We start from the raw sequence: 22060 nt of genomic DNA on the forward strand, positions 1-22060 counted from the left end.
ATGGCCACCCTCGCCCTCCCCGGGCGGGACCACCGTGACCCGGGCCGATCGCCCGGGTCACGGCGGGTGGTGCAGTCCCTGCTGAGGACCTCGCCGCTGATTCCCGCCGTCGTCCTGCTCCTGCTGTTCCTCGCGGGGCCCATCGTCTACTCGCTGTACGGATCGCTGACCAACGCCTCGCTCACGGGACCGAAGGCGGCGCAGCCCGACTTCGTGGGGTTCGACAACTACGCGCAGCTGATCGACAACCCGCAGTTCTGGAAGTCCCTCGTCCTGACGCTGGTGTTCGTCATCGCCTCGGCGCTCATCGGCCAGAACCTCCTCGGGATGGCCCTGGCGCTGCTGATGAAGGCGGCTCACGGTCCCATGCGGGCCGTGGTCAGCACGATCGTCGTCGTCTCCTGGGTCCTGCCCGAGATCGTCGCCGCGTTCGCGCTCTACGCGTTCTTCGCCTCCGACGGCACGCTGAACATCATGCTCGGCTGGTTCGGCGTCGAGGGCAGCGCCTGGCTCATCGTGCTGCCGATGCTCGCGGTGATTCTCGCCAACGTCTGGCGCGGCACGGCCTTCTCGATGATGGTCTACTCCGCGGCGCTCAACGACGTGCCGCCCGAGATCACCGAGGCCGCGCAGATCGACGGCGCGTCCGGCTGGCAGCGGTTCTCGCGCATCACCGTGCCGATGATCCGCCGCTCCATCTCCACCAACCTCATGCTCACCACGCTGCAGACGCTCGGCGTCTTCACCCTCATCTGGGTGATGACGGGCGGCGGCCCCGGCGTGGAGAGCTCCACCCTGCCCGTGCTCGCCTACCAGGAGGCGTTCAAGTTCTCCCAGGTCGGCTACGGCACCGCGATCGCCACGGTCACGCTCGTCCTGGGCGGCCTGTTCGCGATCGTCTACATCAAGGCCCTGAAGCCGGAGGTGGACTGATGACCGCGATGACGCCCGAGGCCCCCGACGTCCTCGCCGCGACCGACGGCCGCCCGACGGCGACGCGTGAGGCCCGTCAGCGCAGGAACGGTGCGCTCGCCTCGCCGCGGCAGCGCAACAGCAAGGTCGCCGCATCGCTGATCCTCGTGGTCATCGGCGTCGCGTTCGTCATCCCGCTGGGGTGGATCGTGCTCGCCGCGTTCGACTCGGCCGCGACCGTCTCGGTCAAGCTTCCGACGTCGGTGACGCTGAACAACTTCACCGAGATCATGAACTGGGAGACCACGTTCCGCCCCCTGTGGAACAGCCTGATCATCTCGATGGGGACGGCGATCATCACCGTGCTGTGCTCGGTGCTGGCGGCCTACCCGCTCTCGCGCTACCAGATGCGCTGGCGCAAGCCGTTCATGTACACGGTGCTGTTCGGGACCTGCCTGCCGATCACCGCGATGATGGTCCCGGTCTACGCGCTGTTCGTCGCCTTCGGGCTGCTGGACAACCTCGGAGGCACCGTCCTGTTCCTCGCCGCCACGGCCCTACCGATGGCGATCTGGATGACGAAGAACTTCATGGACTCCATCCCGGTCGCGCTGGAGGAGGCGGCCTGGGTCGACGGCGCGAGCGCGATGACGGCGCTCTGGCGGATCGTCGTGCCGCTCATGCGGCCGGGTATCGCCGTCGTGTTCATCTTCGTGTTCACGCAGGCCTGGGGAAACTTCTTCGTGCCCTTCGTGCTGCTGTTCAGCGAGACGAGCCAGCCCGCCGCCGTCGCCATCTTCGGCTTCTTCGGCACCTACGGGACCATCTCCTACGGCCGGCTCGCCGCGTTCTCGATCCTGTACTCGGTGCCCGTGCTCGCGCTGTACCTGCTGGTGCAGCGGCTCTCGGGCAGCTCGTTCGCGATGGCGGGAGCCGTCAAGGGCTGACGCCCGCCCCACCACCCCCTGCCGAGAATGCCCCTGGCTGCCGCATCCCGGCGATGGAGCAGTCACACGCATTCTCGGCGGGTGCGGTCGGTGTGCCTGGGCGGACCGGCGCCCGGCGGCCCGGCGCCCGGCGCGACACCACCTCCTGCGACTCACCCCCGCACCACTCCTCGTTCGGAAGGACGACCCATGCACGACAACTCCGACCTCACGCTCGCCCGGATCGACCGGTTCGTGACCGAGTGGATCGCCCCTGCCACCTACCGTGACCGCCACCCGCTGGAGGTCACCAGCTGGCGCGTCCCGGACGAGCCCGTCCCGTTCGCGCAGGCGCGCGCCGCGCAGTACGCCCCGCACCCCGTGGGCACGCCGTGGGGCACGCCGTGGAGCACCGTCTGGTTCCACGTGACCGGCGAGGTCCCCGCGGCGTGGCCGCTGCCGGGGACGCGCGTCGAGCTCGACGTCGATCTCGGCTTCATCGCGCAGCAGCCCGGATTCCAGGCGGAGGGCGCCGCGTGGTCGCCCGACGGCGTCCTGCTCAAGGGCATCTCGCCGCGCAACAGCTTCGTCCCGCTGCCGCGCGTGTCCTCCGACGGCGACGCCGACGCCGACGACAGCGGTGCTCGGTTCGCGCCCGTCGACCTCTACATCGAGGGCGCCGCGAACCCCGACGTGCCCGGCAACCAGTGGACCAAGCCCACGCGGCTGGGGGACAAGGCCACCTCGGGCGACACCGAGATCTACGTGCTCAAGCACGTCGACGTCGCGCTGCTCGACGTCGACGTCCACGAGCTCGTGGCCGACGCCGCCACGCTCCGCGGCCTGATCACGACCCTGCCCACGACCTCACCGCGCCGCGCCGAGGTGATCCGGGCGCTCGAGGTGATGTGCGACGTCGTCGATCCCGACGACGTCTCGGGCACCGCCGCCGCCGGCCGCGCGGCGCTCGCGGACGTGCTCGCCGCCCCGGCGACCCGGAGCGCGCACCGCGTGCACGCCGTCGGGCACGCGCACATCGACTCCGCCTGGCTGTGGCCCGTGCGCGAGACGGTGCGCAAGGTCAGCCGGACGGTCGCCAACGTCCTGGCGCTCATGGACGCCGACCCCGACGTGACGTTCGCGTTCTCCTCGGCGCAGCAGTTTGCGTGGCTGCAGGAGTTCTACCCCGAGCTGTTCGAGCGCGTGAAGGCTCGCGTGGCGGAGGGTCGGGTGCTGCCGGTGGGCGGCATGTGGGTCGAGTCCGACACGAACATGGTCGGGTCCGAGGCGCTCGTGCGTCAGTTCGTGCAGGGCAAGCGGTTCTTCATCGACGAGCTCGGCTTCGAGCCCACGAACGTCTGGCTGCCGGACTCCTTCGGCTACACGGGGTCGTTCCCGCAGGTCGCCAAGCTCGCCGGATCGCCGGACTTCCTCACGCAGAAGCTCTCGTGGAACGACACCAACCGCATCCCGCACCACACGTTCTGGTGGGAGGGCATCGACGGTTCGCGCGTCTTCACGCACTTCCCGCCCGTGGACACCTACAACTCCGACCTGAGCGGCCCCGAGCTGGCGCGGGCGTCCGACCAGTTCGCCGAGAAGCGTGCGGCGAACACGTCCCTCGTGCCGTTCGGCTACGGCGACGGCGGCGGCGGGCCCACGCGCGAGATGGTGCAGGCAGCGCACCGGGCCGAGGACCTGGAGGGCTCCTCGCGCGTCGCGCTCTCGACACCGCAGGGGTTCTTCGACGCCGCGCGCGCCGAGTACGCCGACCAGGCGCCGACCTGGGTGGGCGAGCTCTACCTGGAGTACCACCGCGGCACGTACACCTCGCAGTCGCGCACCAAGCGCGGCAACCGTCGCAGCGAGCACCTGCTGCGCGAGGCCGAGCTGTGGGCGACGACGGCGGCCGTCCGCACCGGGGCCGCCTACCCGGCCGCCGCGCTGCAGCGGGCGTGGCGGACCGTGCTGCTGCAGCAGTTCCACGACATCCTCCCCGGCTCCTCGATCGCGTGGGTGCACCGCGAGGCCGAGCGCAACTACGCCGAGGTCGCCGAGATGCTCGAGGGGCTGATCGCGGCGTCGCTGCGCGAGCTCGTCGGCGAGGCTGAGGAGGGGCACCAGGTCGTGCTGAACGCGTCGCCGTTCGCGCGCGGCGGTGTTGCGGCGCTGGGCGGCGGCGCGTCGACGGCCGCGACGCCCGCGACCCGGACCCCCGACGGCGAGGGGTGGGTGCTGGAGAACGGCGGCGTGCGCGTCGCCGTCGACGGTCGCGGCCTGGTCACCTCGGTGCGTCACCTCGCAACCGGCCGGGAGGTGCTGCCGGCGGGCACCGTCGGCAACCTGCTGCAGCTGCACCGCGACATCCCCAACACTTGGGAGGCGTGGGACATCGACGCGCACTACCGCCGCAACGTCACCGACCTGGTGGAGGCTGACGCGGTGGAGCCCGACGGCGACGCCGGGCTGCGCGTGACGCGCTCGTTCTCGGGCAGCCGCGTCGTGCAGGAGCTGCGGCTCGCCGACGGCGACGACCCGACGCTGCACCTGACCACGCACGTCGACTGGCACGAGACGCAGAAGCTGCTCAAGCTCGCCTTCCCGCTCGACGTCCACAGCACGAGCGCGACGTCGGAGATGCAGTTCGGTCACGTCACGCGGCCCACGCACGTCAACACCTCGTGGGACGCGGCGCGGTTCGAGACCGTCGCGCACCGGTGGGTGCACGTGGGCGAGCCGGGCTTCGGCGTCGCCGTCGCCAACGACTCCAGCTACGGGCACGACATCACGCGGACGCGGTCCCACGACGGGGACGGCGACGTCGACGGCGGCACGGTCGGCTCGACCGTGCGGATCACGCTGCTGCGCGCCCCGCTGTTCCCCGACCCGGTCGCCGACCAGGGCGAGCACACGTTCCGCGCGGCGGTGACGTTCGGCGCCGACGTGGCCGAGGCGGTGCGCCAGGGGTACGCGATCAACCTGCCCGAGCGCCGGGTGACCGGCGCGGGGGCGGGCGGTGAGATCGCGCCGCTGGTGCGGGTGGCCGATCCGCAGGTGGTCGTGGAGGCGGTGAAGCTCGCGGAGGACGGGAGCGGCGACGTCGTCGTGCGGCTGTACGAGTCGCTCGGGGCGCGCGCGGCGACGACGATCGCGCTCGACTTCCCGCACGGGGACGTCACGGTGACGGACCTGATCGAGCGACCGTTCGAGGGTGGCGGCGCGGGGGGCGCTGCGCCGGCGTCGACCGACGACGGCGCGGTGGCCCTCACGCTGCGCCCGTTCGAGATCGTGACGCTGCGCGTCGCACGCGGCTGACCGCTCGCGGCGTCGGCGCTCGCCCTCCGGCGCCGCGGCCCGCTACCCGCCCCCCATTCCGCCGAGTTCGGGGTTTGTTGCCGAGTTCGGGCTCACCAGCCCCGAACTCCCCGTCAAACCCCGAACTCGGTGGTGGGGAGGCGGCAGGGGCCCCGAACTCGGCGTCAAACCCCGAACTCGGTGGGAGTGCGGGGCGCGGGGAGGTGGCGGAAGGGCCGAACTGGGTGCGAAAGCCCGAACTCGGCGGCTGTGGCTGGCAGCGGGCGGGCCGTCAGGCGGGTGTCAGGCGGGCGGGGTCGGCGGCGTCAGCAGCGGGGTCAGGGCCGGGAGCGCCCGCGGGTCCGTCTGGAGCACCAGGGTCGTCACGCACGTGGTCTCCCACCGGGCGACCTGCTCCGCGATGTCCGACGGCGTCCCCACCAGGCACACCTCCCGCACCAGCTCCTCCGGCACGGCGGCGGCCGCGCGGTCGCGGTCGCCGGCCGCGTAGTGCGCGGCCACCTCCGCCAGCGCGTCGCCGTAGCCGAGACGCGCCATCGCCTCGCGGTGGAAGTTGGACTCCTGCGACCCCATCCCGCCCGCGTACAGGGCGAGGTGGGGTCGCAGCAGGTCCACGGCCTGCGCGATGCTGCCGGCGACGGCGGTCGGCACCGTCGCGCAGACCTCGAACGTCTCGTCGTGCTCACCGGCAGGACGCCGGTGCTCCGGCCGCGCCGCGAACCCCTGCGCCAGGAGGGCGCGCGCCTCGCCGTCGAGCGCGGGGGAGAGGAAGGCGGGCAGCCAGCCGTCGGCGATCTCGGCGGCGAGCGCGGTGTTGCGCGGACCCTGCGCCGCGAGGTGGATCGGCAGGTCGGCGCGCAGCGGGTGGACGGTGGAGCGCAACGCCTTGCCCTGGCCGGTCGCCCCGGGAACGCCGTCGGGCAGCGGGAGCGGATAGGCCGGACCGGGAGCCGTGACCGGCGCCTCGCGGCGCAGCACGTCGCGGACGATCGCGACGTACTCCCGCGTCCGCGCGAGCGGCTTCGCGTACGGCTGGCCGTACCAGCCCTCGACCACCTGGGGCCCCGAGGCGCCCAGGCCCAGCACGAACCGACCCCCGCTGAGGTGGTCGAGCGTGAGTGCGGCCATCGCCGTGGCGGTCGGGGTGCGCGCGGACATCTGCGCGATACCGGTCGCGAGCCTGATGCGGCTCGTGCGCGCGCCCCACCACGCGAGCGGGGTGAGCGCGTCGGAGCCGTAGGCCTCCGCGGTCCAGACGGAGTCGAAGCCCGCCTCGTCCGCGCGGGCGACGGCGTCGGCCATCCCCGGCGGCGGCCCCGCCGACCAGTACCCCGTGTGCAGTCCGAACCTCATGCCGCTCCCTCGCGTCGTCGCCTCGACCGTACGCCACGGGATCGGGTGCACGACGGAACCGCGGGCTCCCGCACAACGTCGCGAACACTCCTCACGGGGGTGTGCGTGGTGCGCGCGTCGCCTCACGTTCTCGACATCTATCGGTTTGGAACACCGGGAATTTATTAAGGCTTGAAAAAGACTGTGGATAGCCGGTTGCGGGCATTTGAGGCTGGATATTGTGGCGCTGCGCCGGACGAGATCCGGCGGACACGGCGACACGGCAGACGTGATCGCCGAGATACGCCGGTACCTGGGCCGTCGCCCGGATGAGATCGCCGCCCGGCCCACCCGGCCCACCAAGCCCCCCCCCTCATCACCGCAAGCCCCGCAAGGAGCTCCCGTGAGAAGAACGCGCACCACCGCACTGGTCGTCGCGACCGCAGCCCTGGCACTCGTCCCGTCCGTCCTCGACCCCGGGTCGGCGGTGGCCGCCGAGGAGCTCGTGGTCAACGGCGCCCTCGAGACGGGCGAGGGCTGGCCCACCTGTTTCACGGCAGCCGGCTGGGGAAGCGAGGGCGCGTGGTCGCTGGCGCCGGGGCGCGGCGGCGGGCGTGCCGTCACCGTCGCCATCGCCGACCACGTCAGCGGTGATCGCAAGCTGCTGACCTCCGAGGTGGAGGCGTGCGCCCCCGCGGTGGTGGCCGGTGAGAGGTACGACCTCGCGGCCTGGTACACCTCCACCGCCCCGGCCTCGCTCACCGTCTTCCGGCAGTCCGCGCAGGGATGGTCCTACTGGGGCGACCTCGGCGTCCAGCCCGCGAGCGCGGCCTGGCGCCGCGCCGGTGCCACGACGCCGCCGGTGCCCGAGGGGACCCTGCGCCTGGCGTTCGGCCTCTCCCTCGGGGCCACCGGCAGCCTGACCACCGACGACTACTCCGCGGCACGCACGACCGCCGTCGTGCCGGGCGACCCGGGCGACCCCCAGAACCCGGTTCCCCCGATCGGCGTCGCGATCGACAACCCCTGGCTGCTGGCCGGCGGTCGCGAGTGCCTGATGGTCGCGGGCTGGGGCCAGAACGCGGTCGAGCGCACCTACTCCACGGACGTTCCCGACGACGCCCCGGCGGGCGCCCGGTCGTTGGCGCTGAGCATGACCGGCCACGTGTCCGGTGACGTCAAGGCCATCGTGTCCGAGACGGTCGGCTGCGCCCCGGCCGTCGAGGCGGGCGTCCTCTACGAGGCGACGATCCGCTACCGCTCCACGAGCGCCGCCACCACGATGACCGCCTTCAAGCACGACGCCGCCGGCTGGTCCTACTGGACCGACCTGGCGCCGCTCCCCGCGACCACGGGCTGGGAGGGGCGCACCGTCACGCTCCCCGAGATCCCGGCGGGGGTCGACCGGGTCTCCTTCGGTGTCGCGATCGCGGCCGACGGTGAGCTCCTGACGACCGGTCCCGAGCTGGCCCGGGCCGAGGAGGAGCCCGTCCCCGGGGGCGAGGCGGCGCAGCTGGGCCGCTGGGACGTCCAGGCGAGGGAGATGCCGGTGCGAGCGATGCACACCACGCTGCTCTCCGACGGCCGCGTCCTCCTCGTCGCCGGCTCCGGCAACGATCGGAGCCGGTTCGACGCCGGCAGCTTCACGGCCGCCGTGTGGGACCCGACCGAGGACACCTATCTCGAGATCGATGTCCCGTACGACATGTTCTGCTCCGGCCACCTCACCCTCCCCGACGGGAAGGTGCTCATCTCCGGAGGCACCCAGAGCTACCCCGGCGAGGACGACGGGCCGACGACGTTCGACGGGACGGACGCCAGCTACTACTTCGACCCGGCGGACGACACCTTCCACCCGACGTCCGACATGGCGGGTGCGCACTGGTACCCGACGCTGACGAAGCTCGGCAACGGCGACGTGTGGGCAGCCGGCGGCATCGACGAGAAGGCCGAGGGGACCGTCGTCACGGAGATGTTCGACACGGCCGCCATGCGGTGGCTGCCCACCGCGGAGGTCCCGCAGACGTGGAGCTACTGGGGCACCTACCCGCACATGTACCTCATGGACGACGGCATGCTGTTCTACGCCGGCGCCCACACCTTCGGCAACGGGTTGCCGGGCACCGGTGCCTCGCTGTACGACTGGCGCACCGCGCAGATCTGGGACGTGCCCGGTCTGCGCGCCAAGGACCTGCGCGACCAGGCGGCGTCGGTGCTCCTCCCACCCGCGCAGGACCAGCGCGTGCTCATCGTCGGTGGCGGCCACACGGAGGCGAACGCCGCGGGCATCAGCCTGTCCGACGTCATCGACCTGAGCGATCCGGCGCCCGCCTACACCCCGGTCGGCGACCTGCCCGGGCCAGGCAAGACCTACGTCAACCTCGTCAACCTGCCCGACCGGACGGTGCTCGCCGCCAACGGCGCGACCCACAACCGCGCGGGGGAGGTGCGCACCGCGGCCCTCTTCGATCCCGGGACGGACGTGTGGACCCCGGTCGTCCCCGACCCCGTGGGCCGCAGCTACCACTCCACGGCCGTCGTGCTCGCCGACGGGCGGGTGGCCGTGTTCGGCGCCAACCCCGGCAACAACTCCTACGAGATGCGGGTCTCGCTCTACTCCCCGCCCTACCTCTTCGGGGGCGAGCGGCCGACGATCGTCGCGGCACCCGCGTCGGTGACCTACGGCCAGGGCTTCGCGCTCGAGGTCGACGGCGACGTCGCCTCGGCGTCGCTGATGTCCCCGATGTCCTCCACCCACCAGACGGACACGAACGCCCGCCTGGTGGACCTGCCCGTCGCGGGCGAGGACGTGCTGACCGCGCAGGTGCCCGACAACCCCGACCTGCTCCCGCCCGGCCCCTACATGCTCACCGTGCTCGACACGGCGGGGATTCCCTCGGTCGCGCGATGGGTGTGGGTCGCGTGAGCGCGCCGGAGGTCGCGCGGCGCCCGGCACGCCGGACCCGACTGATCGCCGTCGTTCCCCTGCTGGTTCTCCTGGTGGCGCTCGCCCTCGTTCTCGCGGGGCGGGGTGCGGGGCCCCGCGACGCTGCCGCTGCGCCGACGTCGGCGCACGGGGTGCACGTCCAACCCACGAGTGGCGGACCGTCGGGCGAGGCGACGGCGAGCGCGTCCAGCCCGGGCGAGGCGACGGCGAGCGCGTCCAGCCCGGGCGGGGCGGGGGTCCCGGACGTCGCGGACGTGGCGGACGTGGCGGACGGCACGGACGCGGCGGGTGACGCCGGAGCGGGTGCGGCGGACGTCGCCGTCGCCCCTCCCGGCAGCGTCCCGGTGGCCGACCCCGTCACCCCCGCTGACGGCCACGTCCTGGACGCCCCGACCGGCACCGCTCTCGGCCAGGCCGCCGGATCGCCGTCCGCCCCGGTGCGGGTGGGGTCCGAGGCGCTGGGCGAGCCCCGGGCGGCGATCGATCCCGCCGATCTCGTCACCTCCGACACCGCGCTGGGAGGGTGCCACCCCGCCTACGGCGATGCCGGCCAGTGCCTCCCGCTCGTCCCCCCGAGCATGTCCGCCCACACGGCGGACATGCTCGCGGCGGGCGTCCCCCTGGACTCGATGCCCCATCCGTGGACGTGCACCGAGCTCCTCCTGCACTTTCCGGACGGCATCGCCGTCCGCCAGATCTCCCCGCCCGACCTCGTCGACCCGTTCGGTCTCGACGTCGAGGGCGACGGGATGGCCTGCGCCGCCTCCTGACACCCGGCACCACGTGCTCGTCCCCGTCCACCGGACGCGGGCGGGTCTCCTCCCCAACCCCGCATCTCTCGAAGGGCCAGGCCCATGACCGTCATGTCCGTTCTGCTGGTGGCGATCGCGCTGCTCCTCCTCGTGCTCTCGCTGAGCACCCTCGTCCTGGCGACCTACGCCTGGTGGGACCCGGAGGCGAGAGCGACGACCGGGTTCCCGGCGACAGGAGGGGCGGAGGAGCTGAGCTTCTCGATCCTCGTCCCGTGCCGTCACGAGAGCGAGGGGGTGATGCGCGCGACCCTGGCAGCCCTCCTGGCCCAGTCGCACCGGGACGTGGAGGTGATCATCTCCGTCGGGCACGACGACCCCGACACCCGCGCCACCGCCGAGCTGCTGGCGCGCGAGCGTCCCGACCGGGTGCGGGTCAGCGTCGACGGCGCCGCCGTGAAGAGCAAGCCCCGGCAGCTGAACACGGCGCTGCAGATGTGCCGCGGCGACGTCGTGGGCGTCTTCGACGCCGAGTCGCTGGCGGCTCCCGAGCTCGTGCGCGCGGTCGACGACGTCTTCCGCACCACGGGGGCCGACGCCGTCCAGGGCGCGGTCCAGCTCGTCAACCACCGCGACACCTGGTTCTCGCTGCGCAACTGTCTGGAGTACTTCATCTGGTTCTCCTCGCGCCTGCACCTGCAGGAGCGGATGGGTTTCATCCCCCTCGGGGGGACGACCGTGTTCGTGCGTCGCACACTCCTCGTCGAGCTGGGCGGCTGGGACGAGGAGTGCCTTGCGGAGGACTGCGAGCTCGGGGTCCGCCTGTCCTCGCTCGGTCGTCGGATCCGCGTGGCCTACAGCCCCGAGCTCGCCACGCGGGAGGAGACCCCCGGGGACGTGGCCTCCTTCGTCAAGCAGCGCACCCGGTGGGCGCTCGGGTTCTTCCAGGTGTTCCGCAAGGGTGTCTGGCGCCGTCTCCCCACGCGCCGGGCCAGGCTCGCGGCGCGCTGGACTCTCGTGCAGCAGCACCTCGTCGCCGTCACGGGCATCGCCGTCCCCCTCTCCCTCGCGCTCGCGATCGGAGGATCCTTCCCGCTCCCGGTCGCCATGCTCACCTTCCTCCCGCTCGTGGTCACCCTCGCCACCGTGGCGCTCGAGGCCTGCATGCTCCGGGAGCTGGGGCGGGACCACGGTCTCGCGATGGGGGTGCGCGACTACGTCGTCCTGATCCTGACCACCATCCCGTTCCAGCTGCTGCTGGCGTTCGCCACCCTGCGTGCCTACGGACGATTCCGGCGCGGCGACCTGCGCTGGGAGAAGACGGAGCACGCCGGCCGGCACCTCGCTCCCGTGCGGACGCAGGTGGCGGCATGACCGCCGTGGCGACGCCGACGACCGGTCTGCACGGCGACGTCGGCCCGGCCGAGGGCGGCCCGGCCGAGGGCGGCGGCGACGACCGCGCCGGCCTCGGCCCCGTCGATGCCGGCCTGCGCTCCCGGGTCGCCGTGGTCCTCACCCCCGACAGGCTCCTGACGGCCGCCGTGCTCGCGGGCTCCCTCACCGTGGGGCTGTGGAACGTCACCGACGCCGTCGCGTTCCAGGACGACGAGGGCACCTACGCGGCGCAGGCCGCCGCGGCGGCGCAGGGGACGCTCGGCCCGTACACCTACTGGTACGACCACCCCCCGTTCGGCTGGTTCCAGATCGCGGCACTCGCAGCCCTCCCGCGCGCCCTGGGCATCGGTGACGGCTCGGAGCTCGCGGTGACACGGGTCGTGGCCGGCACCCTGTTCGCGGTGACGGCGACGCTCGTGCACCTCGTGCTGCGCCGCCTCGGCGTCGCTGCCGTGATCTCCGTCGCGGCCACGGCACTGCTCGTCGCCTCGCCGCTCGCCCTGACCCTCGGCCGCCAGGTCTTCCTCGACAACGTCGCCACCCCCTGGGTGCTGCTGGCCTTCTGGCTCGCGCTGTCTCCCCGTCGCGCTCTGTGGGCGCACGTCGGCGCCGGCGCGGCCTTCGGGGTCGCGCTGCTGACGAAGCTGACGATCGCGGTGGTCGGACCGGCGCTGCTGGTCGCACTGCTGGCGGGGCGGCGGTGGCGCAACCGCGGGTTCTCGCTCACCGGCGCGCTCACCGCGGGCGCCCTCGTGCTCGCACTGTTCCCGCTGATGGCGCTGCTGCGATCCGAGCTCCTGGCGGGACCCGACCGGGTCTCGCTGCAGCAGGGCCTGGAGTTCCAGCTCGGGTCCCGCACCACCTCGGGGTCGTTCTGGGACGTGAGCTCCGGCCGTCACGCCCTCGTGCTCGGGTGGGTCGACCAGAGTCAGGTGCTCGTGGTGGTGGGCCTGATCGGGGCGCTGCTCTGCCTCCTGGACGCCCGGACTCGCTGGGTCCCGGTGGCGCTGGCCGGCTTCGCGGCCCCCATGCTGCTGGGCCTGGGGTACCTGCCCGGGATGAACGTCGTCGGCGCGCTCTCGTTCCTCGCCGTCGCTGCCGGTGCCGGGGCCCACCGGGTGTGGAGGGCGCTCGCCGTGGGTCTGGACGGCGTCTCCGGGAGACCCCGGCGCGTCGTGACCACGACGATCGCGGTGCTCGCCGTGACAGCGGTCGGGGCTGCCGCCGCCCCGGAGTGGCGGGAGCGGAGCCTCCCCCTCGCCACGGCGGACGCCAACGCCGACTGGCGCGACGCCGTCGCCTGGATCGGGGCCAACGTCCCGGACGACGACGTCGTCGTCGTCCCGTTCTCTGCCTGGAGCGCCGTGCAGGACCAGGGGCGGGGCGGCCCCTGGACCGTCGTCGCGCTGGAGAAGGTCGACCTGGACAGCCAGTTCGACGTCGAGCACGCGCAGGGATGGCGCGAGATCGAGTGGATCCTCGTGGGGCCGACCACGGAACCGAACATCGTCAACCTCGGCCTGACCGAGATGGCGCGGGCCATGGACGGCTCGACGGAGGTCGTCGCGTTCGGGGAGTGGTCGGTCCGCGAGGTCGACACGGGAGACACGACAGACACGACCGACACGACCGACAGGACCGAGGAGCAGCCGTGACCGGCTCGAGTGCCACCATCATCGTCCCCACCTACAACGAGGCTCCCAACATCGTCGAGCTCGTGCGTCGGTTGTCGGCCACGGTCCCCGACGGCTGCGAGATCCTCGTGGTCGACGACTCCACGGACGACACCCCTGACGTCGTCCGTGCGGTGGCTCTCACGAGCACCGTGCCGGTGCGCCTGATCCACCGCGACGAACCCGTCGGAGGTCTCGGCGGCGCGGTCGTCGAGGGACTGCGCGAGGCGTCCCATCGCTGGTGCGTGGTGATGGACGGGGACCTCCAGCACCCGCCCGAGATGGTGCCCGTGCTGCTGGAGACGGGGCGGGGGACCGGCGTGGACGTGGTGGTCGCGTCCCGCCGCATCGCCGGCGGCAGCAGCGACGGTCTCGCCGACGCCCGCCGTCGCGTGGTCTCGAGCGCGGCGATCACGCTGACACGTGCGATGTTCCCGCGCCGGCTGCGGGACTGCACGGACCCCATGACGGGCTTCTTCGCTCTCGACCGGCAGCGCGTCGACCTCGACGCGCTGCAGCCCGAGGGCTTCAAGATCCTGCTGGAGATCCTCGCGCGGCACCGCCTGACGGTGGTCGAGGAGCCGTTCGTCTTCGCGGAGAGGTTCGCCGGAACCTCCAAGGCCACGCTGAGCCAGGGTGTGCGGTTCGTGCGTCAGCTCGCGCGGCTCCGATTCGGCCGGATGCCGATGTTCGCGCTTGTCGGAGTCCTCGGCGCCGTCGCGAATCTCGCGATCATGGCGGGTCTGATCGCGATCGGGGTGCCCTACCTCGCGGGCGCGGCCGTCGCCGCGGTCGCGACGATCCTGGGCAACTTCGTGCTCCAGGAGGTGCTCGTCTTCCCCGACCTGCGGGCCGAGGGCCGATCGCTCGGAAGCCGGTTCGCGGCCTCGTTCCTCTTCAACGTCGGCGAGGCCGCGCTCCGCCTGCCCCTGCCCTGGCTCCTGGTGGAGCACGCGGCGGTGCCGAGCGTGCTCGCGCAGGGAGGGACGCTGGTGGCGGCCTTCCTGGCCCGCTTCGTCTTCCTCGCGCGCGTCGTCTACCGGCCGCGCCGGACCCGCCCGGCCAGCCCGCTGGTCATCGACGCCGTCGGGGCGGAGGTGCCGGAGAGCCTGGGGAGCGACACGGGTCCGGAGACGCGGTAGCCGTTCCCTCTCAGCGCACGTGGGGCGCGATCTCCGCGGCGACGAGCTCGAGGTGGTCGAGATCGGCCAGGTCGAGCACCTGCAGGTAGACCCGGTCCGCGCCCCACTCCCGCAGCTGCGCCAGGCGGTCCAGCGCCTCGGGCACCGTGCCGGCGACGCCGTGCTCGCGCAGCTCGGCCGGCTCCCGCCCGATCGCCGCGGCACGCCGCGTGAACTCGGCCTCGTCCTTCCCGACGGCGAGCACCAGCGCCGCGGACAGCGTCAGCGACGCGGGGTCGCGGCCGACGTCCTCGCACGCGCCGCGCACGACGTCGAACCGCGTCGGGATGTCGGCGATCTCCGGGAAGCTGGTGTTGTACTCGGCGGCGAACCGCGCCGCGAGCGCCGGCGTGCGGCGCGGACCGTTGCCGCCGACGATGACGGGCAGCGGCGTCTGAACCGGCTTCGGCAGCGCGGGCGCGTCCACCAGCGTGTAGTGCTCGCCGTCGTAGGAGTAGGTCTCACCCGCGGGCGTGCCCCACAGCCCGGTGAGGATCTCGAGCTGCTCGGTCAGCAGACCGAAGCGCTGCGCCGGGAACGGGAACCCGTACGCGGCGTGCTCGCGCTCGAACCACCCGGCGCCGAGGCCGAGCTCGACCCGTCCGCCGGACATCGCGTCGACCTGCGCGACCTGGATCGCGAGGAGACCGGGCTGGCGGAACGTCGCCGACGTGACGAGCGTGCCGAGGCGGATCGTGGAGGTCTCGCGGGCGATGCCGCCCAGCGTGATCCAGGAGTCGGTCGGGCCGGGGAGGCCGTCGCCGCCCATCGCGAGGAAGTGGTCGGAGCGGAAGAACGCGTCGTACCCGAGGCGCTCGGCGGCCTGGGCCACGCGGAGCTGGTCTGAGTAGGAGGCGCCCTGCTGGGGCTCGATGAAGATGCGCAGATCCATCCCCCCAGTCTCCCCCGAGGCTGGCTAGTGTCGTCCGACCCACCACGACGAGTCCCGGGAGAACCGATGTCCACCAGCTCCGCACCGCACACCGTCGTCCTGCTGCGGCGGGTGCCCGAGCGGATCGGTGCTGTGCTGGCGCTGTTCTCACCCGATCCGCGCACGGTCCAGGACGTCCCCGGTGATCGCGTGACCACCACGGTCAACGGGCACGCGATCACCGTCGCCCTGACACCGGCGCCGCTGCGCAGCGACCACCTCACCTACGCGCTCGCCCAGTCGCCGACGAAGCAGCTCCTGGCCGACGCCGTCGCCGGCCACGCCGCCCACGTCTCCTTCACCTACGAGGGCGACGACCTGCGCGGCGCGCAACCGACCCTGACCGTGCTGACCGCGTACGTGGCCGACGCCGAGGACGGGCTGGCCGTGTTCGTCCCCGCGACCGACCAGCTCACGACCGATGTGCTCTACGCGGGTGAGGCGGCGAGCACACCGGCCCTGACCTGGTTCAACACGATGGCGGCGCGGCTGGACGCGACGACGTCGATCGCCCACACGATCGGGCTCGCGCGTCTGACGGGTTCGGAGATCCAGCTGCGCAGCACCGCGCTCTCGCCGGGCGAGGCGTTCCGCGACCTGCGCGAGGGGGTCGCGGCGGCGCTGGACGCCGGCGCCGAGCTGCGGGCGGGCGACGGCCTCGCCCTCGGGGGCGTGCACCACGTGCTCACGCCGGGCGCGAGCGTCATCGGGATGGGCGACGTGCTCGACGTCGTCCCCGGCCCGCCGGAGGCCGAGCCGAGGCGTCGGGGCTGGTTCCGCCGCTGAGGTGGACCGTTCGGCTGCGGGACGGGCCGGGCACGGAAGAACCCGCAGGCCGTCGATCTCTCGACTGCCGCACTGGACGACGGTGCGACTCCTGCGGGTTCCGGTGATCGCCGGTATTCACCGACGAGCCCGTCCGTGGGCCCGACTAGCGGGCGACCACCTCACACGTCCTCAGAAAGATCATGTCTGGGACCACCTCCTCTCCGTGTGCCTCGAGGCTACGCCCGGCCCCCGCGGCGCGCCACGACTTTTTCGGGCCGCGTGGCAGGGTGGTGGGATGACGTCCTCCTCCACCCCCGCGACCACCGCCGCCGCTCCCGTCTCCACCGTCGCCTTCGTCGGCGGCCACGTCGTGCCCGTCGCGGCCGACCCGATCCCCGGCGGCACCGTGGTCGTGACCGACGGCGTGATCACCGCCGTCGGCGGCGCCGACACGGTGGTGCCCGACGGCGCGCGCGTCGTCGACGCCACCGGCTCCTGGGTGCTGCCCGGCTTCGTGGAGTCCCACGGCCACCTCGGCGTGCACGAGGACGGCGAGGGCTGGTCGGGCAACGACACCAACGAGATGACCGACCCCAACGGGGCCCGGTTCCGCGCCCTGGACGGCATCGACGTCGAGGAGCTCGGCTTCCGCGACGCGCTGCGCGGCGGGGTGACGACCGTGGTGATCAAGCCGGGGTCGGGCAACCCGATCGGCGGCCGCACCGTCGCGCTGAAGGCGTGGGGCGGCCGGACGGTCGACGAGCAGATCCTCGCCGAGGCCGTGTCGGTGAAGTCCGCGCTGGGCGAGAACCCCAAGCGCGTCTACGGCGACCGCAAGCAGACCCCCGCCACGCGCCTCGGCGTCGCCGCCGTGCTTCGCGAGGCGTTCGTCGCCGCGCAGAACTACGTCGCCCGACGCGACGCCGCGGAGCAGGAGGGCAAGCCCTTCGACCGCAACCTCACGCACGAGACGCTCGCCGCCGTGCTCGCGGGCGAGCTCGCGTGGGACCAGCACTGCCACCGGCACGACGACATCGCGACGGCGATCCGCCTCGCCGAGGAGTTCGGCTACCGCCTCGTGGTCAACCACGGCACGGAGGCCCACAAGATCGCCGACGTCCTGGCGGAGAAGAACATCCCGGTGATCTTCGGTCCGATGCTCACCTCGCGCTCCAAGGTCGAGCTCCGCGACCGTGCCATCCGCAACCTGGCCCTGGTCGCCGAGGCCGGTGTCACGGTCGCCATCACCACCGACCACCCGGTCGTGCCGATCGAGCAGCTCGTGCTGCAGGCCCAGCTGGCCGTGCGCGAGGGGCTCGACCCGGCCACGGCGCTCGCGGCGCTGACCACCAACCCGGCCGCGATCCTCGGGCTGGACGGGCGGGTGGGTGCCCTGGCCGAGGGTCGTGACGGCGACGTGGTGCTGTGGTCGGGCGACCCGCTCGACCTCGCCTCGCACGTCCGCCAGGTGTTCATCGGCGGCCGCGAGGTGCTGCGCCCCGGGGCCCCGGGGACCGCGCCCGAGGTGGTCGAGCGCTGGGAGCGGTTCGGCCGCACGTCGTGGTCCCCGCTGCGCGGCGAGCCCGCGGCCCTGACCACCACCGGCGCCGTCGGCGAGACCGGGGCGTCGGCGTGACCTTCACCGTCATGACCGTCTGCACCGGCAACATCTGCCGGTCCCCGATGGCGGAGGTGGTGCTGCGGCGCGCGTTCGACGACGCCGGGCTCACCGACGTCGAGGTCCGCTCGACCGCCGTCACCGCCTACGAGGTGGGCAACCCGATCGACACGCGGGCCCGCGACGTCATGGTCGAGGCCGGCTTCGACGTGCCCGACCGCGGCGCCGTCCAGGTCACGCGCGACGACGTCGCCACCACCGACCTCGCCCTGGCGATGACCGGTGAGCACGCCGGTGCGCTGCGCCGGCTCGGGTTCCCGGCCGAGAAGGTCGTGATGTTCCGCGCGTTCGAGGACGAGCGGCTCACCGAACGCCTGCACGAGGCGATCGCGCAGGACACGCCCGATCCCTGGTTCGGCGACCGTGCGGACTTCGTCGAGACGCTCGCCACGATCCAGGCGTGCGCCCCGGCGATCGTCGACTACGTGCGCTCGCGCGCCGGGGGCTGAGCGACCAGCACGCGCTCGTCGGGCTCGGCCTCCTCCTCGGGAGAGAGGTCCCGAGTCCCAGCGACCACGAGGTCGGCCCGTTCCCAGGGCCGGTCGGCGTCGAGGAACGGGTTCTCGTGCGCCATCCACTCGTGCCAGAACGCCGTCGCGGCGGCCTCGTCGCCGTTCGTCCCCGCCGCGACGTCGCGCGCCAGACCGAGACGTTCGGCGGTCGGCCCGTCCGACTGCACCCAGACCACGGCATCGAGGTGCTCGACCAGCGCACGCTGCGCCGCACCGGTGCCCTCGAGCACCAGGAGCGGCGTGGTGCGGGCGACCTCGATCACGCCGTCGCGGCCGTGACGCTCCCACGCGGGCGGGCGGAAGGAGACGTCCTCGCCGGCCCGGTACGGCGCGAGGACGTGCTCGAGCGCGAGATCGGACCAGCCGAACATCGGTTCGTTCCAGGCGAGGTCGTCGGTGGCGATCAGGACCGCAGCGGGGACGGCGGCGGCGATGCGCGCGGCGAGCGTGGACGTGCCGGCACCGCCGCGACCGTCGACGGCGAGCACGCACCGCGTCGCCTGGGCCTCGAGGGCGGGCGCGAGGAGCTGGGCGGCGAGGTCGGTGATCGAGAGCGGCCGCCAGGGGCCGGCGAGCGGTTCGCCCGGCGGCAGGGTCAGGTCGAGGTGCACGTCGCCGCTGTTCTGCTCGGTGCTCATGTGCCCGGTGCTCACGCGTCGGTGCTCGCGATCCCGGTCACGGGCGGCAGAGAGGACCAGGGGAAGAGGATCCAGCGGTCGGTCTCGCGCCAGCGGTAGGTCGGTTCCACGATCGAGGTCGGCTTGGCGTAGACGACGGCGCTGCGCACGTCGGCACCGTGCTGGCGCACCAGGTCGAGCACGAGCAGGAGCGTGCGTCCGGAGTCGGCGACGTCGTCGACCACGAGCACGCGCTTGCCGGTGAGCTCGGCCGGGTCGAGCGCCGGCGGCAGGACGACCGGGTCGGGGAGCGTCTCACCGACACCGCGGTAGAACTCCACGTTCAGCGTGCCCATGGCCTTGGTCTCGAGCGCGTACGCCAGGGCGCCGGCGGGGACCAGGCCGCCGCGCGCGATGGCCACGACGACGTCGGGCTGCCACGCCGAGGCCACGATCGTGCGGGCCAGGTCCCGGATCGCATGTCCGAAGGCCTCCCACTCCAGCACCTCGCGGTCGGGGTGGTCGGCGGGGACGGGGAACCGCTCGGCGTCGCTCATGCCCTCGACGCTACCCGCCGGGCGCCCCCTCGTCCCGGCGCACGGGGCAGGTGGCCAGGTGGTCGTCCACGATGCCGACCGCCTGCATCGCGGCGTAGGCGGTGGTCGGGCCGATGAACCGGAAGCCGAGCCTCTTGAGGTCCTTGGCCAGCGCGGACGACGCCGGAGTGCTGCCCGGCACGTCGGCCGGTGTCGCCGGCACGGTCGGTTCGGCGGGCCGGTAGGTCTCGAGGACGTCCCGCAGCCGCTCGCCCCGCTCGTGCATCGCGACGAGGGCGCGCGCGTCCGCGATCGTGGCGTCGATCTTGGCCCGGTTGCGCACGATGCCGGCGTCGGCCATGAGCCGTACGACGTCGGCGTCGTCGAACGTGGCCACGACGGCCGGGTCGAATCCCGCGAACGCGTCGCGGAACGCGTCGCGCTTGCGCAGGATCGTGATCCACGAGAGCCCGGACTGGAACGCCTCGAGAGCCAGCCGCTCGTACAGCTCCCGCTCGTCCGCGCTGTCCTCGAACGCCACGCCCCACTCGGTGTCGTGGTAGCTCTCGTAGAGCGGATCGCCGTCGCCGAAGCAGCGGGCGGCGAGGTCGGGAGCGGCGTCGGTGCCGTCGATCGCGGTCGGGGAGGTCATGGTCGCGACGCTACCCCCGGCGTGCGACAGCGGCGTGGCGTCGACGGCAGGCCCTGGCCGGCCGCACGCGCGGCGTCGCTGGGGACAGCGGCCGCCGGCGCCGCTCGCCGTCGGTGGCGGTGGCTAGGCTCGAACGGTGCCCTTCCTGACTCCCGTCACCCTGCGTGGTGACCTCGTCGAGCTGCGCCCGCTCGCGACCTCCGACCACGACGCCCTCGTGCACGCCGCCACCGACGGCGACGTCTGGCGCCTGCCGTACACCCGGGTGCCCGGTCCCGAGCAGATGGCGGCGGAGATCGCGCGGCGCCTCGCCCTGGCCGAGCGGGGCGAGATGCTGCCCTTCACCACGGTGCGCCTCGGCGGTCCGGGGGGAGGCCCTGACGGCGAGGCCGTGATCGGGATGACGACGTGCTGCAACGTCGACGCCACCCACCGTCGGCTCGAGATCGGCTACACCTGGAACGCCGTGTCGGCGCAGCGCTCCGGTACGAACACCGAGAGCAAGCTGCTGCTGCTCGGTCACGCGTTCGAGGCGCTCGGGTGCATCGCGGTGGAGCTGCGGACCGACCTGCGCAACGTGCGTTCGCAGGCGGCCATCGAACGCCTCGGTGCGCAGCGCGACGGGGTCCTGCGCCATCACGCGGTGATGCCCGACGGCTACGTGCGCGACACCGTCGTGTACTCGATCACGGCACCGGAGTGGCCCGTGGTGCGGGACGGGCTCCGCGCGCGGCTCGACCGCGCGGCGGCGGGGAGCACGGAGTGACGCGGGCCGCGCGCCGGGCCGGAGCGGCGGGTCCGATCCGTCCCCGCATCGATCAGCTGGAGCTGCCGGAGCTGCGCGACGTCGCCGTCGACGATCCCTCGCTCGCCTCGCAGGACGATCTCGAGGGCGTCCGGCTCGTCGACGGCGAGCACGTCCGCGAGCATCTCGACCTCGCCTCCATCACCCTCGCGGAGTCCGCCGTGGGGCCGCTGCGCGTCGGCACGCTCGACCTGCGCGGGGCGCGGCTGCGCGAGGTCCGGTTCGCGGGCCTCGACGTGCCCGTGGCGACGGCGCAGCGCGGCTCCTGGCGTGACGTCGAGGTCGACGGCGGCAGGTTCGGGTCCGTCGAGGCGTACGAGTGCGACTGGAGCGCCGTCGTGCTCGCCGGGGTGCGACTGAGCTACCTCAACCTCCGGGGCGCGGTGCTGACAGACGTCGTGCTGCGCGACTGCGTGATCGACGAGCTCGACCTCGGTCAGGCACGGCTCCAGCGCGTCGCGCTGGCCGGGAGCCGGATCGGTCGCCTCGACGTCTCACGCGCGACCCTGCAGGCCGTCGACCTGCGCGGCGCGGTGATCGAGCAGATCACCGGCACGCAGCACCTGCGCGGCGCGGTCATCGACGAGGTGCAGCTGGCGGCGCTCGCCCCCACGCTGGCCGCGGGCCTCGGCATCACCGTCCTGCCGGACTGAGGCGGCTACCGGTCCCGCGAGGACAGGACGCAGAACTCGTTCCCGTCGGGATCGGCCAGCACGGTCCAGGAGACGTCGTCGGTCTGACCGACGTCGGCGCGCGTGGCCCCGAGCCGGAGCAACCGCTCGATCTCCGCGTCCCGGTCGTCGCTCGTGTGCGGCGCCAGGTCGAGGTGCAGCCGATTCTTGGTCGCCTTCTCGTGCTCGACCAGCACGAACACCAGGCCGGGCGGCTGGCGGTGGAACGGCAGCTGCTGCGAGAGCTCCGTCGCCCACGGCGGGATGATGACGACCTCGTCGTCCGCGGCGTAGACCTGCTCCCACCCGAGAGCCTCGCCCCACCAGGCGGCGAGCTCACGGGGACGGGTGGTCTCCACCACCACCGAGTACCAGCGCAGTGCCATCGGTCACTCCTTCTGCTCGGAACCGCGATCTCGTGCCGAGACCTCGAGCCGGACGATACGCCGGGGGTGCGACA

19 protein-coding genes are annotated in these 22060 nt (G+C 73.1%); 13 read left to right on the top strand and 6 right to left on the bottom strand.

Features of this window, described 5'->3' with window-relative positions:
* The 3 genes from SERN_RS06105 (at position 1) to SERN_RS06115 (ending at position 5153) form a co-directional block, all read left to right on the top strand.
* Entirely contained in the window at positions 1-933 is a 933-nt protein-coding gene (locus SERN_RS06105) for a carbohydrate ABC transporter permease (protein ID WP_135849246.1), read from the top strand.
* Entirely contained in the window at positions 933-1859 is a 927-nt protein-coding gene (locus SERN_RS06110; RefSeq protein ID WP_135849247.1) for a carbohydrate ABC transporter permease, read from the top strand. The genes SERN_RS06105 and SERN_RS06110 overlap by 1 nt, the downstream gene beginning before the upstream one ends.
* Positions 1860-2048: 189 nt before the next feature.
* Positions 2049-5153, top strand: coding sequence for an alpha-mannosidase (locus SERN_RS06115; RefSeq protein WP_135849248.1), 3105 nt, complete (start codon positions 2049-2051; stop codon positions 5151-5153).
* Positions 5154-5435: 282 nt separating this feature from the next.
* Here SERN_RS06115 and SERN_RS06120 read toward each other — a convergent pair whose 3' ends face one another.
* A complete protein-coding gene (locus SERN_RS06120; protein WP_135849249.1) occupies positions 5436-6506 on the bottom strand; it encodes an LLM class F420-dependent oxidoreductase in 1071 nt (356 codons plus the stop codon).
* 382 nt (positions 6507-6888) lie between these two features.
* Here SERN_RS06120 and SERN_RS06125 point away from each other — a divergent pair, with 382 nt between their 5' ends.
* The 5 genes from SERN_RS06125 (at position 6889) to SERN_RS06145 (ending at position 14391) form a co-directional block, all read left to right on the top strand.
* The gene (locus tag SERN_RS06125; protein ID WP_233251505.1) at positions 6889-9411 is read left to right on the top strand and encodes a galactose oxidase early set domain-containing protein; all 2523 of its coding nucleotides are present in this window, start codon (positions 6889-6891) and stop codon (positions 9409-9411) included.
* Positions 9408-10202: a hypothetical protein gene (locus tag SERN_RS06130; RefSeq protein WP_135849250.1), complete on the top strand. Its 795-nt coding sequence runs from the start codon at positions 9408-9410 to the stop codon at positions 10200-10202. The genes SERN_RS06125 and SERN_RS06130 overlap by 4 nt, the downstream gene beginning before the upstream one ends.
* Before the next feature lie 84 nt (positions 10203-10286).
* Positions 10287-11555 carry a glycosyltransferase gene (locus SERN_RS06135; RefSeq protein WP_135849251.1) on the top strand — a complete coding sequence of 423 codons (1269 nt, stop codon included), beginning with the start codon at positions 10287-10289 and terminating at the stop codon, positions 11553-11555.
* Positions 11552-13231, top strand: coding sequence for an ArnT family glycosyltransferase (locus SERN_RS15740; RefSeq protein WP_135849252.1), 1680 nt, complete (start codon positions 11552-11554; stop codon positions 13229-13231). Before SERN_RS06135 ends, SERN_RS15740 begins: the two co-directional genes overlap by 4 nt.
* On the top strand, positions 13228-14391 hold the full coding sequence (locus SERN_RS06145) for a glycosyltransferase (RefSeq protein ID WP_233251506.1): 1164 nt from the start codon (positions 13228-13230) through the stop codon (positions 14389-14391). The genes SERN_RS15740 and SERN_RS06145 overlap by 4 nt, the downstream gene beginning before the upstream one ends.
* Before the next feature lie 10 nt (positions 14392-14401).
* On the opposite strand, the gene SERN_RS06150 is transcribed toward SERN_RS06145, so the two are convergent.
* Positions 14402-15322, bottom strand: a complete 921-nt coding sequence (locus SERN_RS06150) for an LLM class F420-dependent oxidoreductase (protein ID WP_135849254.1) — start codon at positions 15320-15322, stop codon at positions 14402-14404.
* A gap of 66 nt (positions 15323-15388) precedes the next feature.
* On the opposite strand from SERN_RS06150, the gene SERN_RS06155 reads away from it, so the two are divergent.
* The 3 genes from SERN_RS06155 to SERN_RS06165 all read left to right on the top strand — a co-directional run bounded on the left by SERN_RS06155 (position 15389) and on the right by SERN_RS06165 (position 18256).
* A complete protein-coding gene (locus SERN_RS06155; RefSeq protein WP_135849255.1) occupies positions 15389-16147 on the top strand; it encodes a hypothetical protein in 759 nt (252 codons plus the stop codon).
* A gap of 277 nt (positions 16148-16424) precedes the next feature.
* Positions 16425-17765: an amidohydrolase gene (locus SERN_RS06160; protein ID WP_135849256.1), complete on the top strand. Its 1341-nt coding sequence runs from the start codon at positions 16425-16427 to the stop codon at positions 17763-17765.
* An 11-nt stretch (positions 17766-17776) separates the two neighbouring features.
* Positions 17777-18256, top strand: a complete 480-nt coding sequence (locus SERN_RS06165) for a low molecular weight protein-tyrosine-phosphatase (RefSeq protein WP_135849257.1) — start codon at positions 17777-17779, stop codon at positions 18254-18256.
* Here the strand turns inward: SERN_RS06165 and SERN_RS06170 are convergent.
* From SERN_RS06170 to SERN_RS06180, 3 genes are read right to left on the bottom strand one after another with little or no spacing between them, the layout of a single operon-like run.
* Entirely contained in the window at positions 18229-18972 is a 744-nt protein-coding gene (locus SERN_RS06170; RefSeq protein ID WP_199241528.1) for a nucleoside/nucleotide kinase family protein, read from the bottom strand. The genes SERN_RS06165 and SERN_RS06170 overlap by 28 nt on opposite strands.
* A complete protein-coding gene (locus SERN_RS06175; protein WP_135849258.1) occupies positions 18969-19493 on the bottom strand; it encodes a phosphoribosyltransferase in 525 nt (174 codons plus the stop codon). The genes SERN_RS06170 and SERN_RS06175 overlap by 4 nt, the downstream gene beginning before the upstream one ends.
* A 10-nt stretch (positions 19494-19503) precedes the next feature.
* Positions 19504-20124 carry a DNA-3-methyladenine glycosylase I gene (locus SERN_RS06180; protein ID WP_135849259.1) on the bottom strand — a complete coding sequence of 207 codons (621 nt, stop codon included), beginning with the start codon at positions 20122-20124 and terminating at the stop codon, positions 19504-19506.
* 136 nt (positions 20125-20260) lie between these two features.
* On the opposite strand from SERN_RS06180, the gene SERN_RS06185 reads away from it, so the two are divergent.
* Entirely contained in the window at positions 20261-20890 is a 630-nt protein-coding gene (locus SERN_RS06185) for a GNAT family N-acetyltransferase (RefSeq protein WP_135849260.1), read from the top strand.
* Entirely contained in the window at positions 20887-21582 is a 696-nt protein-coding gene (locus SERN_RS06190; RefSeq protein WP_135849261.1) for a pentapeptide repeat-containing protein, read from the top strand. The genes SERN_RS06185 and SERN_RS06190 overlap by 4 nt, the downstream gene beginning before the upstream one ends.
* A 5-nt stretch (positions 21583-21587) precedes the next feature.
* Here SERN_RS06190 and SERN_RS06195 read toward each other — a convergent pair whose 3' ends face one another.
* The gene (locus SERN_RS06195) at positions 21588-21986 is read right to left on the bottom strand and encodes a VOC family protein (RefSeq protein ID WP_135849262.1); all 399 of its coding nucleotides are present in this window, start codon (positions 21984-21986) and stop codon (positions 21588-21590) included.
* Between the last annotated feature and the right edge of the window lie 74 nt (positions 21987-22060).

The organism is Serinibacter arcticus (genome assembly GCF_004786095.1).
Taxonomy (GTDB): domain Bacteria; phylum Actinomycetota; class Actinomycetes; order Actinomycetales; family Beutenbergiaceae; genus Litorihabitans; species Litorihabitans arcticus.

Bases quoted from the DNA above. Each gene is read 5' to 3' on its own strand.
- SERN_RS06105 (WP_135849246.1), top strand. From the start codon at position 1: ATGGCCACCCTCGCCCTCCCCGGGCGGGACCACCGTGACCCGGGCCGA.
- SERN_RS06110 (WP_135849247.1), top strand. From the start codon at position 933: ATGACCGCGATGACGCCCGAGGCCCCCGACGTCCTCGCCGCGACCGAC.
- SERN_RS06115 (WP_135849248.1), top strand. From the start codon at position 2,049: ATGCACGACAACTCCGACCTCACGCTCGCCCGGATCGACCGGTTCGTG.
- SERN_RS06120 (WP_135849249.1), bottom strand. From the start codon at position 6,506: ATGAGGTTCGGACTGCACACGGGGTACTGGTCGGCGGGGCCGCCGCCG.
- SERN_RS06135 (WP_135849251.1), top strand. From the start codon at position 10,287: ATGACCGTCATGTCCGTTCTGCTGGTGGCGATCGCGCTGCTCCTCCTC.
- SERN_RS15740 (WP_135849252.1), top strand. From the start codon at position 11,552: ATGACCGCCGTGGCGACGCCGACGACCGGTCTGCACGGCGACGTCGGC.
- SERN_RS06150 (WP_135849254.1), bottom strand. From the start codon at position 15,322: ATGGATCTGCGCATCTTCATCGAGCCCCAGCAGGGCGCCTCCTACTCA.
- SERN_RS06155 (WP_135849255.1), top strand. From the start codon at position 15,389: ATGTCCACCAGCTCCGCACCGCACACCGTCGTCCTGCTGCGGCGGGTG.
- SERN_RS06160 (WP_135849256.1), top strand. From the start codon at position 16,425: ATGACGTCCTCCTCCACCCCCGCGACCACCGCCGCCGCTCCCGTCTCC.
- SERN_RS06165 (WP_135849257.1), top strand. From the start codon at position 17,777: ATGACCGTCTGCACCGGCAACATCTGCCGGTCCCCGATGGCGGAGGTG.
- SERN_RS06175 (WP_135849258.1), bottom strand. From the start codon at position 19,493: ATGAGCGACGCCGAGCGGTTCCCCGTCCCCGCCGACCACCCCGACCGC.
- SERN_RS06180 (WP_135849259.1), bottom strand. From the start codon at position 20,124: ATGACCTCCCCGACCGCGATCGACGGCACCGACGCCGCTCCCGACCTC.
- SERN_RS06195 (WP_135849262.1), bottom strand. From the start codon at position 21,986: ATGGCACTGCGCTGGTACTCGGTGGTGGTGGAGACCACCCGTCCCCGT.